This window comes from uncultured Methanobrevibacter sp., assembly GCF_947166415.1.
GTDB lineage: Archaea > Methanobacteriota > Methanobacteria > Methanobacteriales > Methanobacteriaceae > Methanocatella.
Genome location: NZ_CAMVEE010000039.1, coordinates 1 through 14,804, shown reverse-complemented (window position 1 = coordinate 14,804; position 14,804 = coordinate 1). Strand labels below are relative to the sequence as shown.

The 14,804-nt window shown below is 36.4% G+C and carries 16 protein-coding genes; 4 read left to right on the top strand and 12 right to left on the bottom strand.

Translation table 11 applies throughout. The features are described 5' to 3' along the window. Positions 1–597: 597 nt before the first annotated feature. The 4 genes from cas1 to Q0W25_RS08065 form a co-directional block, all read right to left on the bottom strand. A complete protein-coding gene (gene cas1, locus Q0W25_RS08080) occupies positions 598–1,593 on the bottom strand; it encodes a CRISPR-associated endonuclease Cas1 (RefSeq protein ID WP_298521023.1) in 996 nt (331 codons plus the stop codon). Position 1,594: 1 nt separating this feature from the next. After that, complete coding sequence (gene cas2, locus Q0W25_RS08075) at positions 1,595–1,864, bottom strand: CRISPR-associated endonuclease Cas2 (protein ID WP_298521021.1); 270 nt, start codon at positions 1,862–1,864, stop codon at positions 1,595–1,597. A 159-nt stretch (positions 1,865–2,023) separates the two neighbouring features. Then, positions 2,024–3,052, bottom strand: coding sequence for a M42 family metallopeptidase (locus Q0W25_RS08070; RefSeq protein ID WP_298521018.1), 1,029 nt, complete (start codon positions 3,050–3,052; stop codon positions 2,024–2,026). A 72-nt stretch (positions 3,053–3,124) separates the two neighbouring features. Continuing rightward, entirely contained in the window at positions 3,125–4,198 is a 1,074-nt protein-coding gene (locus Q0W25_RS08065) for a Coenzyme F420 hydrogenase/dehydrogenase, beta subunit C-terminal domain (RefSeq protein ID WP_298521016.1), read from the bottom strand. A gap of 248 nt (positions 4,199–4,446) precedes the next feature. On the opposite strand from Q0W25_RS08065, the gene Q0W25_RS08060 reads away from it, so the two are divergent. Further along, on the top strand, positions 4,447–5,205 hold the full coding sequence (locus Q0W25_RS08060; protein WP_298521014.1) for a ferredoxin: 759 nt from the start codon (positions 4,447–4,449) through the stop codon (positions 5,203–5,205). Here Q0W25_RS08060 and Q0W25_RS08055 read toward each other — a convergent pair. Beyond that, positions 5,200–6,699 carry a HEAT repeat domain-containing protein gene (locus tag Q0W25_RS08055; protein WP_298521012.1) on the bottom strand — a complete coding sequence of 500 codons (1,500 nt, stop codon included), beginning with the start codon at positions 6,697–6,699 and terminating at the stop codon, positions 5,200–5,202. The genes Q0W25_RS08060 and Q0W25_RS08055 overlap by 6 nt on opposite strands. A gap of 1 nt (position 6,700) precedes the next feature. Next, the gene (locus tag Q0W25_RS08050) at positions 6,701–7,747 is read right to left on the bottom strand and encodes a ribonuclease H-like domain-containing protein (protein WP_367270532.1); all 1,047 of its coding nucleotides are present in this window, start codon (positions 7,745–7,747) and stop codon (positions 6,701–6,703) included. A gap of 337 nt (positions 7,748–8,084) precedes the next feature. On the opposite strand from Q0W25_RS08050, the gene Q0W25_RS08045 reads away from it, so the two are divergent. From Q0W25_RS08045 to Q0W25_RS08035, 3 genes are read left to right on the top strand one after another with little or no spacing between them, the layout of a single operon-like run. Beyond that, positions 8,085–8,471, top strand: coding sequence for a hypothetical protein (locus tag Q0W25_RS08045; protein WP_297824369.1), 387 nt, complete (start codon positions 8,085–8,087; stop codon positions 8,469–8,471). 14 nt (positions 8,472–8,485) lie between these two features. After that, positions 8,486–9,223, top strand: coding sequence for a 4-phosphopantoate--beta-alanine ligase (locus Q0W25_RS08040; RefSeq protein ID WP_298521008.1), 738 nt, complete (start codon positions 8,486–8,488; stop codon positions 9,221–9,223). A gap of 5 nt (positions 9,224–9,228) precedes the next feature. Continuing rightward, positions 9,229–9,768, top strand: coding sequence for a nucleoside monophosphate kinase (locus tag Q0W25_RS08035; RefSeq protein WP_367269908.1), 540 nt, complete (start codon positions 9,229–9,231; stop codon positions 9,766–9,768). Here the strand turns inward: Q0W25_RS08035 and Q0W25_RS08030 are convergent, their stop codons facing one another. From Q0W25_RS08030 to Q0W25_RS08005, 6 genes are all read right to left on the bottom strand, one after another. Further along, the gene (locus Q0W25_RS08030; protein ID WP_298521029.1) at positions 9,769–10,449 is read right to left on the bottom strand and encodes a TIGR00289 family protein; all 681 of its coding nucleotides are present in this window, start codon (positions 10,447–10,449) and stop codon (positions 9,769–9,771) included. Positions 10,450–10,454: 5 nt separating this feature from the next. Beyond that, the gene (locus tag Q0W25_RS08025; RefSeq protein ID WP_298521006.1) at positions 10,455–11,261 is read right to left on the bottom strand and encodes a hypothetical protein; all 807 of its coding nucleotides are present in this window, start codon (positions 11,259–11,261) and stop codon (positions 10,455–10,457) included. A gap of 70 nt (positions 11,262–11,331) precedes the next feature. Next, a complete protein-coding gene (locus Q0W25_RS08020) occupies positions 11,332–11,751 on the bottom strand; it encodes a class III signal peptide-containing protein (RefSeq protein WP_298521027.1) in 420 nt (139 codons plus the stop codon). A 6-nt stretch (positions 11,752–11,757) separates the two neighbouring features. Continuing rightward, entirely contained in the window at positions 11,758–12,627 is an 870-nt protein-coding gene (locus Q0W25_RS08015) for a prepilin peptidase (protein WP_298521004.1), read from the bottom strand. Positions 12,628–12,722: 95 nt separating this feature from the next. Next, entirely contained in the window at positions 12,723–14,363 is a 1,641-nt protein-coding gene (locus tag Q0W25_RS08010) for a CTP synthase (RefSeq protein WP_298521025.1), read from the bottom strand. A 59-nt stretch (positions 14,364–14,422) separates the two neighbouring features. Further along, positions 14,423–14,804, bottom strand: a 382-nt coding sequence (locus Q0W25_RS08005; protein WP_298521002.1) for a hypothetical protein, incomplete at its 5' end; no start/stop codon positions are given.

Sequence of the window (14,804 nt, the reverse complement as noted above, 5' to 3'; positions counted from 1 at the left end):
TGCTTCCTATCAATGCCCCCACTCTGTTTTGGGGTATTTTCAAATAATCTGTTTCGAATTTTTACATTGAAAACATTCAGTACAAACAAAAATAAGCAATGATATGGATAATATAGCGTTGGTTTGTCTTCCTAGATCAACTGTAGGCTTTGAATCTACTATTCAACAAAGCATTGACATTATAGAGAATTGGTATAATATGGGAAAAACAGATTTTGAGTATGGATGTTCAAAAAAGATTATTAATTGCAGGGGTATGTTGACTCGTTGGAATACTATTCCCCAATCTAGTATGGGTGCTCATTTAGTAGAAGATGATCATTTAAATTCAATTAAATGTAAAATAGATTCAAAATTAGATTTAGTTTCGAATTTTTACATTGAAAACATTCAGTACAAACACTGCAAAATTTTCCTTTAAATAATTGTTTAATAGTTTTATATTTCTTCTTTAAAAAATTTTTTGAGGACAACATCTCCACACATCAATTTCCTAGTGGATTTCCTCAAAAAGTATATTATTTAAAAACACCTATGCAATTATTTTCATTATTTTTGAGGACATGGATTTTTCACTTAAAAATGCCTCACATTTCCTCACCATCGCAAGTAAAATCCATTGAATTTTTGATTATCTAACAATGTATCAACTAAATTTTCACTTTGTTTTTGAATCAAATCAGAATAACTCACTGCTTCATCATTATAAGTAATTGTTGAAAATAGTTTTCCCAAGATTTTTTCTACAATTATTTTTCTTGCCTCTAACTTTATTGTATTATTCCGTTTATCCAAATCATCTACTGTGACCTGTTTTTTATTAATTAAGCTTATCATACTTTTGTCTACAATTTGCTGCCTGAATGGTTCTATCAAATCAAATGTTAAACTTGTTCGTTTATCCATATCAAAATGTAAAAAACCACAGTAAGGATCAAGCCCATTTAGTAATATGCTTTTAGTTATCTCGCTTGCAAGAATTGCATATCCATAATTTAACATTGAATTTAACAAATCTGTTGGTTTTTTTGTTCTTGAATCAAATCCTATTTCCGGACGAATGAAATATTTTACAGCAGCCCAATATTCATTTGATGCTTTTCCTTCCAAGCCCAGCATTTTCATTCTTATTTCTTCATTATTTCCTCTTAAATCCAATTTTTCAAGTTTATTTATACAATCGTCGATTTTGTGCCTATGGTTAAAAACTCTTTTAAGCCGTTTATTTTTATTAAGTGTTGTCAATGTCGATTTTTGATTTTTCATTTTTGATTTTATAAGCTCTTTTGAAATTTCAAGTCCTCGTCTATTTTCACTTAATTTATATTGCTCTTTTTTAAGTTTAATATTTTTTAAATTAGGTGCTTCAAGCGTGTATGTCAGCTGCCCTCTCGGATTAATAGCTATCAATTTTATCTCATTTTCAGCCATTAAATTTAATGCATCAAATGTCACATATCCTTTTCCTATAATTGTTATATCGCTAACTAGACTTGCTTTAATTGAATCTAAAATTTCTGTTTTTTCATGTATGACAATTTGGTTATCTTTTTTATGAATTGATTTATTATAACCGTCAATTACTATTTTCATATTAAAACACCCTAAACAAATCACTTTTAAATTTTATTTCACGTCCGCAATATCCTTTTTTCATATAACAATTTTGACAAATTGGAATTATCAAAACACTGTCATTTTCACGAATCTTTTCATTGATATTGCCCTCAAGAGATTTTCTTTCATCATTACTCATTTCACCAACATATAATGAACTTTGAATTTTTCTTAATCCAAAATGCTGAAGCATATTTTCAATATTTTGTTGGTTTGTCTTAAATTTGCAGTCAAAACTAACTATCATATACATGAATTACATTATATGTCCTTTAGTCATTAAATTAACAGCAATTGAAAAAAAATTCTGCAAACATTTAAAATAAGAAAAAGTTTAGAGCTGCTTTTAAACTAGATGCTTAACGCAAATAAATTAACCTGATATTAAAAAAAAGAAAATTAAAAGCTATAAATTGTTTATAGCTTCGGTAATCAATTGGATGGTTGCTTCGATATCGTCCATGCTACATACGCTTACCGGAGTGTGTATGTATCTGGTTGGAACGGATAATACGCCTGTTGGAATTCCTTCACGGGTCAAGTGGATTGCAGTTCCGTCAGTGGTTCCGCCGTCACTTACTTCCAGCTGATATGGAATTTCATTTTCGTCTCCTGCCTTGATCAGCATGTCCTTAACTGACTGTTGGGTTAAGATACCTCTTCCGCTTGCATCAGCAAGGATGATTGCAGGACCTTTGCCCATCACTACAGGTGCCTCTTCAGGCTTGATTCCAGGATGGTCTCCGGATAGGGTTACATCAAGTGCAATGGCCAAGTCAGGATTCAATTTGTATGATGAAGTTTTTGCTCCCTTAAGACCTACCTCTTCCTGCACTGTACCTACTCCATAAACGGTAGCCCTGGTTTCAACTCTTTTTAAAACTTCCATCATTACATAGCAGCCTACACGGTTGTCCAAAGCCTTACCCATAATCAGATTGTTAGGATATTCCACGAACAATGAGTTGAAGGTCATCTTGTCTCCGATTCTGACCATCTTTTCGGCGTCTTCCTTGTCCTTTGCACCGATGTCAATGAACATGTCTTCAGCTTTAACTACTTTGTTTCTTTCTTCGGCTTTTGTAACATGAGGTGGTTTTGAACCGATTACACCAACTATAGGTTCCCCTATAGAGGAATGGATGGTAACAGTCTGGTTCATCAGCATCTGATCGTTGATTCCACCGATGTTTGAGAATTTAATAAAACCGTTATCGTCAATGTATCTTACCATTAATCCGATTTCATCCATGTGAGCTGCAAGCATTACGGTAGGGGCTTTCTTTTCACCTTTTTTAGTTGCAATAAGGTTTCCCATACTGTCTTTTTCAATTTTGTCAGCTACACCTTTTAATTCACGAGTAATAATATTAGCTATTTCCTCTTCAGAGCCTGATACACCAGGCGCTAAAGAAAGCTCTCTCATTAATTCCATCTAATCACCTAATAGTTTTTATTGATTTAATGATATTAAATAGTTTCTATAAAAAAAAGTAGATTGAAAACCCTATTTGTTAAGGGCTTTAAATCCGATTGGTGTAGTGCTGTATTTAGTTCCGGCCGCAGTGATGACGTCCTGAACTGAGGATGTGAGTTTTGATTGAGGTCTCCATGGAGCGTCCTTGTCTTCGCCGACGACAGACACTTCATCAACAATGCCGTTTTCAAGCAGATATACCAAGATTGCTGAGACTACTCCACCATCCTGACCTATTATTGAATCCGCCTTTACGGAGTAGATATCCAGATAGTTTCCAAGAGGCTTTGTGTCAATGTCTTTTGGATATATCTCTTCACTGATGAAAGTTCTAGGGCATGCAAAGTAGCATGCGTGGCAGTCATCGTCGCATTCCTTTTTGGATACCGGTTTTCTTCTATTAATCTGAATTGAATCGATTGGGCAGACATATTCGCAGGCTCCGCACAGCACGCATGATCCTACGCTTATCACATCATTTTGAAGGTTTTCAAACTGGCATAAGCTGCATTCCTTGATGAATTCCTCTTCAGAAACTGAACGTTTTGATAGTACCGGCCTTGCAACGGCTTCCCTTTTCCTGTACCTTTTGGTGTTTTTAGAGATTTTTTGATTGGCAATTTTTTCCAAAAGGCCAAGCCCTGCATCAGACATTTCCTCAACAGTAATGTAGCCGTTTTCAATGCAATCCTCAATTATCTGTCTTCCTTTTTTTGACCTGACGATAACTGTGGAGTATCCTGTCGGAGAGCCGACTGAACCCACTGATATGTCTGCGGTATCTGAAGTATAATCGGTACAGATATGGCAGTTCTTACGTGTGAACGGTTCGGTTTCGGCAATAGGTATCTTGAATACATTACCGTCAATAAGGTTGGCTATGAATTTGCCTTTATCTATTCTGAATTCCTTTACTTCGTACAGTTCAATGCCCTGTTCCTTCAAGTATCTTTCAAGATATGAGTATGAAAAGTTTTCCATGCAGAACAATCCTATTTTAACATCAATAGGTGATCCGCCTGTCTGTTCTTCGTATCTGTTGATTTTAGTGGCAGCCAGTATCTGGCATGGTGTTCCCACCATTGCTGTTTTTTTGTCACTCACATTCTACACCTCACTATGAGTCGGAAGGTTACTTCCTACATACATATTTTGGCCACATATCATATTTAAAGTTTTTCAAAAATCTGAACAAAATACTCTGAAAATAGCTTATTGAACCAAATAGTTTAGATTTGAAAAACAATTGAAAATAAAAATTAAACAAAACAAATAATTAATTTGAAAAATATGAATAAAACAGTCCGAAATTTTTATGTTGATTGATGAACATATGTTAAATCAGTGATAATATGTCAAATCTAACAAAAATTTTTTTCAGTCCATCCGAAACTACCAAAAAGGTAGTTGAACAAGTTGCAGGCAATTTAAGTTCTGCTTCAAAAAGCTATGACCTGCTTACCTTCAACCAGGAAAAGGAATTTACAAACGAAGACATCGTGATTGTCGGAATGCCTGTCTTTGCAGGAAGGCTTCCGAAAACCGGAAGCGAAAGGCTTGCCAAATTCAAGGGAAACAACACAAAGGCAATAGCTATCGTAAACTACGGAAATGCACACGTGACAGATGCACTGCTCGAACTTGTTGATATCCTAAAGGAAAACGATTTCAACGTGATTGCAGCGGCATCTACAGTAAGCCACCACTCAATATTCGATGGCGTGGCAGTCGGAAGGCCTGATGAATCAGACATTGAAAAAATCAACGAATTTGCAGCAAAATGCAGCGAAAAAATAGAATCCGGCGAACCATTAAAAAGCGAAATTCCCGGAAACAGGCCATACGTTGACCTGAAACAGCTTCCTTTTGTCATAAGCTGCGATGACACACTCTGTTCATTCTGCTATGACTGCGCTTCAATATGTCCCGAACAGGCCATACCTGAAGACGATCCGATAGCTACAGATCTGGACTTATGCAGCAGATGCACCGCATGCATCAACATCTGTCCGGAAGATGCAAGAAAATTTAGCGGAGAAGCCTTTGAAGCTAAAAAACCAGCATTTGAAGAGGCAAACAGCAAAAGAAAAGAGCCTGAATTTTACCTATAAATTCATCCTCTTTTTTGCAATATTTCGTACATATTCGCTATCATCGGAAATTGAAACTTCTTTTAAAACCTTTTTGCTTACGATGTGCTTGACTGCAGCTTCACGAACCCTCCATTGAGGTTCGTTTTTAACAACACTTGTCAAGAATTTCTGATTTCTGACTTTGGATACGGCACGAACGGAAATGTTTTCAGAAATTCCCTGCTCATATATCTTTATAAGGCAGCTTTCAACTTTGATTTTATCCAAAGCTTTGAGGGAGAACTCCTCATCCTTATTTGCAAGGACGATTCTGATTAAGGTTTCCAAATCGTCAATGTTGTCCAGGGTAACCTTTCTGATATCCTCCAATTTGGCGTTTTTCAATATTTCAATGAATGACTTTTCATCACTTACACGATCCAATGCCTCATAAGCAGTATCCTCATGTGTTGAATTGATGGCAATGTTTACGAAATCCTTTTCATCGGCCAGGTTTGGATTGTTGATTGCATTGCTCCTTACGAACTGGTCATCGTCATTTAAAGCTATATCAATCAAGTCCTGAGGATTTGTGATGTTTTTAACTGCAATCTGGCGAACGAATCTGTCCTCGTCCTTATTGATGACCTTCAATAGGGTATCCTCATTTGAAATCTTTTTAACTGCTTCGCTTCTGACGATCTTATCTGCATCATTTAAAGCTATTTGGGCGAGCAAATCCTCATCATCGATTTGTGTTATTAAATCAAGACGGACATCTGATTTATCTGAATTTAAAGCAATGCTTTTAAGCAATTCTATATCAGTAATCTTTTCAAAGAGAAGTGACCTTATCTTTGCATTGTCCTCTGACTTTGCGATTTCAGCCAGTTTCTCCTCATTTTCAATCTTGTTTATTGCGGCAACCTTCACTTCCTCATCCTTTTCATCGGTTGCTATTTTCTGGAGAATGTCCTCATCCGTGAATCCGTCCTTGTTGATAGCTATCTTTTTGACAGAGCTGTCATCTGATTTGAAAACCAAATCCTTGAGAACCTCTTCGGATTCTATCTTTTCTGCGGCCTCTTTTCTGTATCTTTTGTCAATTGCATCAATAGCTATCCATTTGAGGGTTTCCTCATCCTGAACCTTTTGGAATATTTCATCCGCACCGGGATTTTTCTTGGTGTTCAATACGATTTCTGCAATGGACTTGTTGTTTTCTCCTAACCTTTCATAGGCGAAGCTTCGAACATCAAAGAAGTTTGAGTTTTCTGCAGCATCCCAAAGCAAACGTTCGTCCTTTAACTTGTTTGCAGCAATGAGCCTTATGGCCCTGTCCTTTACGGTTTTGGCAATGTCTAAGGCAACATACTCGTTTGTAATCTGGTTTACAGCGGCAGCCCTTTCATACCTGTCCTTGCTGGTTGTTGCAATCTTTTTTAAAATGAGCTGATCTTCATCTATTTCAACTTCATCTGGAATAGCTTTCCTTTCCTTTTCCTTTTTCTTAAACCTGTCAAAAAGTCCCATATTAATTTACATCCTCATACATTCTCTCTAGAAAACCTGCAAGAGATACGATATCCTGCCTGTTATGTTCTATTATAGGCACGATTGGCCCAATATTGTTTTGTGATAAATAAGTATCGTAATATCCTGGAATATACTGTCCCGGAACATCCCCTTCCCTTTCAAGGCCGAACAGTTCCTTTTCAATTGTCTGGAGCTTGCAGTTAGGCAACTGGTCCTTCCATAGATTCTTTGCAAAATACATCAAATCCAAATGGGGCAAATCCAGGTTTGCATCAATTCTATTATATATGCACCGGTTCCTAATAAATGGCACGTCAAAGCTTTTGCCGTTGAAGGTGACGTGGACTGAATCCTCATCAAGATGTGAGAGATATCCGTCAAGAATAGCTTCCTCCTCACTGTAGTCCCTCAAGAAATACTGTGAGGATATTATCTTGTTTCCTTTGATTTCACTGACGCCTATAAGTATTATCGGAACATTGGATAGGCCTTTAGTTTCTATATCCATGAATTTGAAGTTTTCACGGTCAGTAAGGCTTATGCATTTAATCAGGTTGTCCCGGCACTTCTTTGAATATTTGTTATTGTCAAGCAATTCGATGATTTCACAAAAGGACATATCATCAATTCTTTCAAGAAACTTGGATGCGATATCGCCGTAGGCATCATGGCCTTTAAGTGATTCAATTGTTTCGTATCCGCTGCTTTTTAGGTTTTCCTCTTTTTTAACGCCTATCTTTGGAAGCAGCTTCAGGTTATGATTTATTTGGCTTTTGAAATCGTTGTCCTCGATTTTGAAGTCTATCTTTTCTGTTGTTGTAATCTTTAATGTATCTCCATGATCTGTTGAAACGACACTGGCATTTCTTATGTCAGTCAGCTTTTTTCCATCATATTTGATAAGCAGCTGCTCCTTCAAATCTTCGTAGTAGGATGGAGATAACAATCTGGCTTTCCTTTTTGCCTCATCGCAAGGATTTGCAGAGGATATCGAGTTAGCCAACATCTTTTGATAATAGTTCTCTTGTTCCTCATTATACATAATTCAATTTAATTTTAGTAAATCACTGAATATATAAGTTTTTAATAAAGTATACTTGAATTTTTATAAATTATAAATAAGTTTATATACTTGAATGTATATATTATATAATCGGCTACAATGTAGCCTGAGAGATAGATTAAACAGCCAAATTTAAATTCATTTCTCTAAAAGCTTGTAAAAACAAGTTGTTAGGTAGGTAATCATCTGATTATTTACCTAACCATCCCAAACTTTTTTTTAGAAATTTCACCAAGATTGCAATAATTAATCAGGTTAGAAAAGTATATAAGATTTTTTAATCAAAAATATTACTGATAAAAGTCTAAGGTTTAAAAATATGAAATTGAAACTTGCAGTAATATTCGGAATACTCATCTGGTTCATAACACATCTTGTTACCGCATATCTAAATCCGATTTTTATAGACAATGTCCCCTATGTGAATATCCTCGTTCCGGTGACCTCAATAGTCATTACAGGCTTTTTTGGAATACTCTACATCAGAACTATTGAAACCAACGAAGTTGTGGAAGGATTTCTCGGAGGGGCCGTATTTGCCATAATGAACATAATCTGCGATTTCATACTTTCAATTCTGCCAAATACACGCCCAATAATTTTAGACAACAATTTTTTAATGAATTTCATTCCAATGATTATAACAACATTGCTGATTACAACATTCTTGGGATATTTGGCTCAGATGAATATTGATTTAAAATAAGGAGAAAGGAAAATATGATACCAAAATCACATCCCCGCTACGAATCATTGCTTTTAAGAGACAAGATAGTTAAGGCATCAAAGGAAGGCTATCTGGCGGACTCAGGAATGATTGCCCACGGAAGAGGAGAGGCATTCGATTACTTAATTGGAGAGAAAACAACATATCCTGCAAAAAGAGCAATGTATGTCGCCGTTGCGGCTTTACTTTTATCAAATAATCCAGTCATTTCCGTCAACGGAAATGCAACCGCACTTGCCTGCGATGAAATAATCGAACTGGCAAACGCAATCAATGCAAAAATCGAAATAAACCTATTTTACAGAACCGATGAACGTGTAAATATAATTACAAAACTATACAAGGACCACGGTTACAAAGACATACTCGGAACATTGGATGACGATATCGAATACATTGATGACATCAAGAACAGCAGAGCATCTGCAAGCAAAACAGGAATATATTCAGCCGACACAATACTTGTTCCTCTTGAAGATGGGGACAGGGCCGAAATCCTTAAGAAAAGCGGAAAGAACATCATTACAATTGATTTGAATCCATTGTCCAGAACCGCAAAGATGTCAGACGTGTCCATCATGGACAATATCGTAAGGGCCATTCCGTTTATGACAAAAATAGCTGAAGATTTAAAGGAGCAAGATAAAAAATTCTTAATAGATTTAGTCAACGAATTCGACAATGAAGAGAATCTTAAAGAATCATTACAACAAATTAAAATAAAAGAGTGAATATGATGCAAGTTATGGGAATTTCAGGATTACCTGGATCTGGAAAAAGCTTAGTTTCCGAAAGTGCTGCTGCAAAAGGAGCTATTATCGTAAGTATGGGAGACATTGTAAGAGAAGAAGCTAAAAAAAGAGGTGAAGGTTCCAAGGAGACCGCCGTCAATTTAAGAAAAGAACACGGAGAGTATATAGTTTCCGAACTGACAATCAAGAAAATCAAAAAGCTTCAGGAAGAAGGATTCGATAACATGATTGTCGTTGAGGGAATCAGAAGCCATCACGAAGTTGAAATGTTCAAGGAAAACTTCGACAACTTCATAATTCTTTCCATATTTGCAAATCAGAACCTGCGTTTCGAAAGACTGAAAAAGAGAATGAGGGAAGACGATTCCCAAGATTTCAACGTGTTCCTAAAAAGAGACATGACAGAATTGGAATTTGGAATGGGCACTGTAATAGCTCTTTCCGATAAAATACTCATTAATGAAAGCGATATAGACAGTTTTTATGAAAAAATAAATGAATTTTTAGAAGAAATGGGCATGTAGCTACTTTTCTTCAAGAATTGCATCTTCAATAATGTAAACACCACTGTCAAGATGCCATTCTTTTTTATCTTTTAAAATTTTAAGCCTTTTTTTGAAAATAGGACCATCAATAGCCAACGTTTCGGCTTCACCGCCTTCAAATGCTATGTTGACCTGATATTTTTCGTTGAGTTTGACAAGTTCATCGATTACATCATCGTCAATGACACGGCCAAGCCAGGATTCATCCAATCCCCATGCTGCAACGCCGCAGATAATGACCTTAAATCCTAAAGATACGATTTCCCTCATGTATTCAAGTTCATCGACATGCCAATAGGGAGAAACGATTTTCAACCCCACATCTAATCCAAGCTTTTCTATTCTGGATTTCTGATAAACTGAATAAAGGGCTCCGGTATATATGGCCTCAACGCCTAAACTCTTGAGCTTTTCAAACTCCCTTTTCAAATCTTCAAGTTCCTCTTCCTTAACTCCAGGAGTTACGGCAGAAATGATTGGAATATCCAGGGCTTCTGCAAGCAAATCGGTTACATGAATGTTGGGAACATGGAACATGTAGGATTCTTCATTAGCGGATTTCATTGAAAGAAGATATTTGACATCTTCTTTCTCCTTCAACGCATAATACAAAGCCATCGTACTGTCTTTTCCACCGGAAAATAAGATAGCAACATTCATGGCCATTACCGTTTTTTCTTTTCTGTTACGAATTTCCTAAATCTTCTGTAATAGACTACTACCGAATCGAAGAAAACTCCAATCAGAGAAACTATGACTCCGACCCCACCTGTAATCAGAACAAACTGTGTAGATGGAATCATTGAAGAATTGGTGTCATTGATTCTGTTTTGAACTGGACCTTCGATATGGCTTGCAACGATTCCCCTATCCATCAGATTCTGTTCAAACTGATCCAAGGATGATGAAGCGATAACCAATTTGGCATGGACTTGAGCATAGGATAATGTATCACCATATACCAACTTATACCAATCTGAAAATGATTTTAAAGCTTCTGAAGAAGAATAATTGTCTTCAATTTCTATGTCTATTTTTCCGGATGAATTTACAGTATAATTTTTATAATGGGAATCGATATTTCCGACGATATCTTCAAAATAAGCCTTTTCAACATCGGTAAACGACCATAACGTTATCGTAATACTGTTCTCATCAAAAGATTTGAATCCTTCAGTATGGGAAAGATTGTTCTTTAATTCGTTAATATCATTCGTTGATGATAAGTCCAGATATAATGTTTCATCATTATTTGGCATGTTCTTTTCAACAACGCTTACAACGGAAGGCATTTCCTTATAAATCGGTTCCAGGAAAAATGCACCTCCAATAGCCCCAATTAAAAAGCCTACAATAAGCACAAGAATTATTTCCTTTTTGGGCATGAATTTTCTAAGCATACCTATTGAAAAGACAAATATCATCATTATAACAAAAAGAATGATATAAATTATTGTTGTAATAATATCCATAATTCACACGCCATTTAACTATTATACTTAATATTATTGAGTATTTACATTAAAATAACTTTTGTTAAAATCAGGTGTAAATCATCATGTTTTCACTATTAACCGGCCATTCGACAATTATTGTGCTGCTTCCCTTCTTAAGATAAACCGATGATGACTCCAAATTTGACTTGCAAGGTACCTTAACCATTTTGTATCCTCCGTCATGAAGCGGCACCCTAGTTGAAAGATGGCTTCCTTCAACATGGACATTTATCCCTTCTTTTGGTTGAATGTGAACAGTTTGCTTTGATCCCTGGCCTTCATTGTATACCGTTTTAACAGCAAGTGCAATGTCGGACAAATCCGATTTGACCTTCAGGGAATCTGAAATGTCCATGGCTGTTCCCATGCCATAATCCATCAAAGGCAAAGTAAATGCAATCAGCACAATCAATGAGATTACCGTTATCAGCAGGTATTCCAATGAAATCTGGCCTCTGTTATCCATTACCAATCAAACCACCAGAACAAGATTTTTAGTAAACAATACAATCAGATCCCCATAAACCAGAGCAATCATCAGCCCCGAAAGTATTGCAGGGGTGAATGGAAATGCAACCTTGACTGAAATCTCATCGCCTATAAATCCCTGGGCATTCATTATCTTCAAAAGGTACATTTCCTCTTTTGTTATGCCTCCAGCGCTTTGGGACTTGAAGTAATACCTGAATTCACAATCATCACCGTTCCGGTAAACCTTAAGGTTTGCATCCATTTCATTTATCAATTCAGAGACATATTCATCATTGAATTGGTATTCATTGACAATGGCTCCCTCCTTCATGTCCTTAACTGGAACCATCCTGTTGAGATTGGAGTCAATGATAAACTTGAGATTGTGAAAATTCAAGATATTGACCAGAAAATCAGCATTTCTTTTAAAAGCATTGTTTTTGAAAATCAAATAAGTTACAAATGCAACCAGAAACGGAAAGGAGACCAGTATGCTGTTGACCACAACACTGAATGAGAAGGGATACACTGAGAGTTGAGGAAAAACATTCAAAAAATCAATACTTGTTCCGAATGGTATTACTGAAGCAATGGCAGTGAATAGCTTTACATCACCACCACCCCAAATATTCAATTGCCACATCATATATGTAACAACATAAGTAACAAGTGCAGAAATAATTGAAGCTAAAATGAATTTAATGTTATTTGAAATCAATGACAAAAAAACGTTTGATATGATGCCGAAAAACAAAAGGCTTCGAGTCAATAAGTTGGGAACAGTATTTCTCCTAACATCAAAAATTACCGCCATTATTGAAAATAACACAGTAACTGTTATCTGAATTAAAAATAGAATAGTGAAATTCATAATCCTATTATTGGAATTTCAATAATATTAATTAGATAGAAAACAAGCTCGTAAAATTGATTTTGAAGTATAAAATTATAAAAAAAAGAAAAAAGTTAATTTTTAGAATACTCTTTAATAGCTTCTAAAAATGATTTGAATAATGGGTGTGGCCTGTTAGGCCTTGATTTAAATTCCGGGTGGAATTGACATCCGATAGCCCATGGATGATTTGGAAGCTCTACAATCTCTACCAAAAAGTCATCAGGACTTGTACCAGAAATTATTAAACCTTTTTCCTGCAAATCGTCTCTGTAATCGTTGTTGAATTCATATCTGTGTCTGTGACGTTCTTCAATATCAACTTCACCATAGGAATCAAATGTTTTGGTGCCTTCAACGATTTTGCAGTCATATGAACCTAAACGCATGGTTCCGCCCATGTTCTTGATTTTCTTTTGCTCCTCCATCATGTCAATGACAGGGAATTCAAGATTATCGTCAAACTCTGAACTGTTGGCGCCAGGATAACCGTTCATTCTTGCAAATTGGGTTACCATACATTGCATTCCAAGACAGATTCCGAACAATGGCACATTGTTTTCAATCGCATATTCTACTGCATCAAGTTTGCCTTCAAAACCACGTTCTCCGAATCCTCCAGGAATCAGAATACCGTCCAATTCTTTCATTACATCCAAGTCAAGCTCATCGACATCTGAACTTAGGAATTTGATTTTGGCCTTAACGCCAATGCTTGCAGCCGCATGGAGCAATGATTCCCTGATACTGATGTATGAATCTTCAAGCTCGACATATTTGCCTATGATTCCAATGTTGACAACAGGTTCTGTTATCTTTAATGACTTGACGACTTCTCTCCATTCATCCAATTTGGATGAGTCAGGTTCAATGTCCAGTCCAATCCTATTGACAATGAACTTACCCATGTCATGCTCTTCCAATACTAAAGGCACTTCATAGATTGTGCCGGCATCAGGAGTGTTTACAACCGCTTCGAAGTCTACGTCACAGAAGTGAGCGATTTTTCCTCTTAATCCATCATCAATAGGTTCCTGTGATCTGCAGACAATAACGTCAGGGTTGATACCTACGCTTCTTAATTCTTTTGTGGAATGTTGTGTAGGTTTTGTCTTAAATTCTCCAGCTGCATTTAGGTAGGGAATAAATGTAACATGGACAAACATAACGTTTTCACGGCCTTCCTCATTTCTGAGTTGCCTTAACGCTTCAAGGAAAGGTTGGCTTTCAATATCTCCGACAGTACCTCCGAGTTCAACTAAAACTACATCATAGTCATCGCTTTCGGAATTTTCCCTAATCATCTCTTTGATACGATTAGTGATGTGAGGGATGACCTGTACACATTCGCCAAGGTATCCTCCTTCTCTTTCTTTAGCGATAACGGATTCGTAAACTTTACCGGTAGTGATGTTTGCTAATCCATCAAGCTCAACATCCAAAAATCTTTCGTAGTGACCTAAATCCAAGTCTGTTTCCATACCGTCATGAGTGACATACACTTCACCGTGCTGATATGGATTGAGTGTTCCAGAATCCCAGTTTAAATAAGGGTCTATTTTAATAGCTGAAACTTTTAAACCATAAGATCTTAAAATCCTTCCCATAGATGCGGATGTGATACCCTTACCTATGGAACTAACTACCCCACCAGTTATAATAATATACTTTGTCAGAAAAATCCTCTCCTTATGATAATAATTAAATACAGTTATAATTTTAGTATTTTATGATATAAAAATTTAAGTTACATCTATAAAAAGGGAATGATTTTCTATCTGCTAGACCTCCAATTTTCCAGCTTGTTTGAAATTGCCCTGTCGGTTTCATCAAACTGGAACTGGCCCTCATCACCATAGTTTGCAAAGTGGCGTTCCTGAATGAAAAATTCACAGGAATCATCAGGGCCGTAAGGCATCTGGCCTTTCCTGCAGACCATCCCATGGGACCGGCCGTAAGGGCTTACGCTCCAAAAGGTGCAGTTAAGGCATATGTTATCCCCATTGTTCACCATTGAATCATAATCCGGTTCCTCATATGAATCCAAGTCATTCGAATCATTTTCCTCATTGAAGAACTCACAGCATTCGCTGCAATAATTGTCCTCATCCAGTTCGCCTCCGCACTCTGGGCAAACATCATTGACCGGATCATCA

What these genes read in the sequence shown, in the direction of transcription:
- cas1 (WP_298521023.1), bottom strand. Translation starts at nt 1,593, where the DNA reads ATGAAAATAGTAATTGACGGTTATAATAAATCAATTCATAAAAAAGAT.
- cas2 (WP_298521021.1), bottom strand. Translation starts at nt 1,864, where the DNA reads ATGATAGTTAGTTTTGACTGCAAATTTAAGACAAACCAACAAAATATT.
- Q0W25_RS08070 (WP_298521018.1), bottom strand. Translation starts at nt 3,052, where the DNA reads ATGGAATTAATGAGAGAGCTTTCTTTAGCGCCTGGTGTATCAGGCTCT.
- Q0W25_RS08060 (WP_298521014.1), top strand. Translation starts at nt 4,447, where the DNA reads ATGTCAAATCTAACAAAAATTTTTTTCAGTCCATCCGAAACTACCAAA.
- Q0W25_RS08055 (WP_298521012.1), bottom strand. Translation starts at nt 6,699, where the DNA reads ATGGGACTTTTTGACAGGTTTAAGAAAAAGGAAAAGGAAAGGAAAGCT.
- Q0W25_RS08045 (WP_297824369.1), top strand. Translation starts at nt 8,085, where the DNA reads ATGAAATTGAAACTTGCAGTAATATTCGGAATACTCATCTGGTTCATA.
- Q0W25_RS08040 (WP_298521008.1), top strand. Translation starts at nt 8,486, where the DNA reads ATGATACCAAAATCACATCCCCGCTACGAATCATTGCTTTTAAGAGAC.
- Q0W25_RS08035 (WP_367269908.1), top strand. Translation starts at nt 9,229, where the DNA reads ATGCAAGTTATGGGAATTTCAGGATTACCTGGATCTGGAAAAAGCTTA.
- Q0W25_RS08030 (WP_298521029.1), bottom strand. Translation starts at nt 10,449, where the DNA reads ATGAATGTTGCTATCTTATTTTCCGGTGGAAAAGACAGTACGATGGCT.
- Q0W25_RS08025 (WP_298521006.1), bottom strand. Translation starts at nt 11,261, where the DNA reads ATGGATATTATTACAACAATAATTTATATCATTCTTTTTGTTATAATG.
- Q0W25_RS08020 (WP_298521027.1), bottom strand. Translation starts at nt 11,751, where the DNA reads ATGGATAACAGAGGCCAGATTTCATTGGAATACCTGCTGATAACGGTA.
- Q0W25_RS08015 (WP_298521004.1), bottom strand. Translation starts at nt 12,627, where the DNA reads ATGAATTTCACTATTCTATTTTTAATTCAGATAACAGTTACTGTGTTA.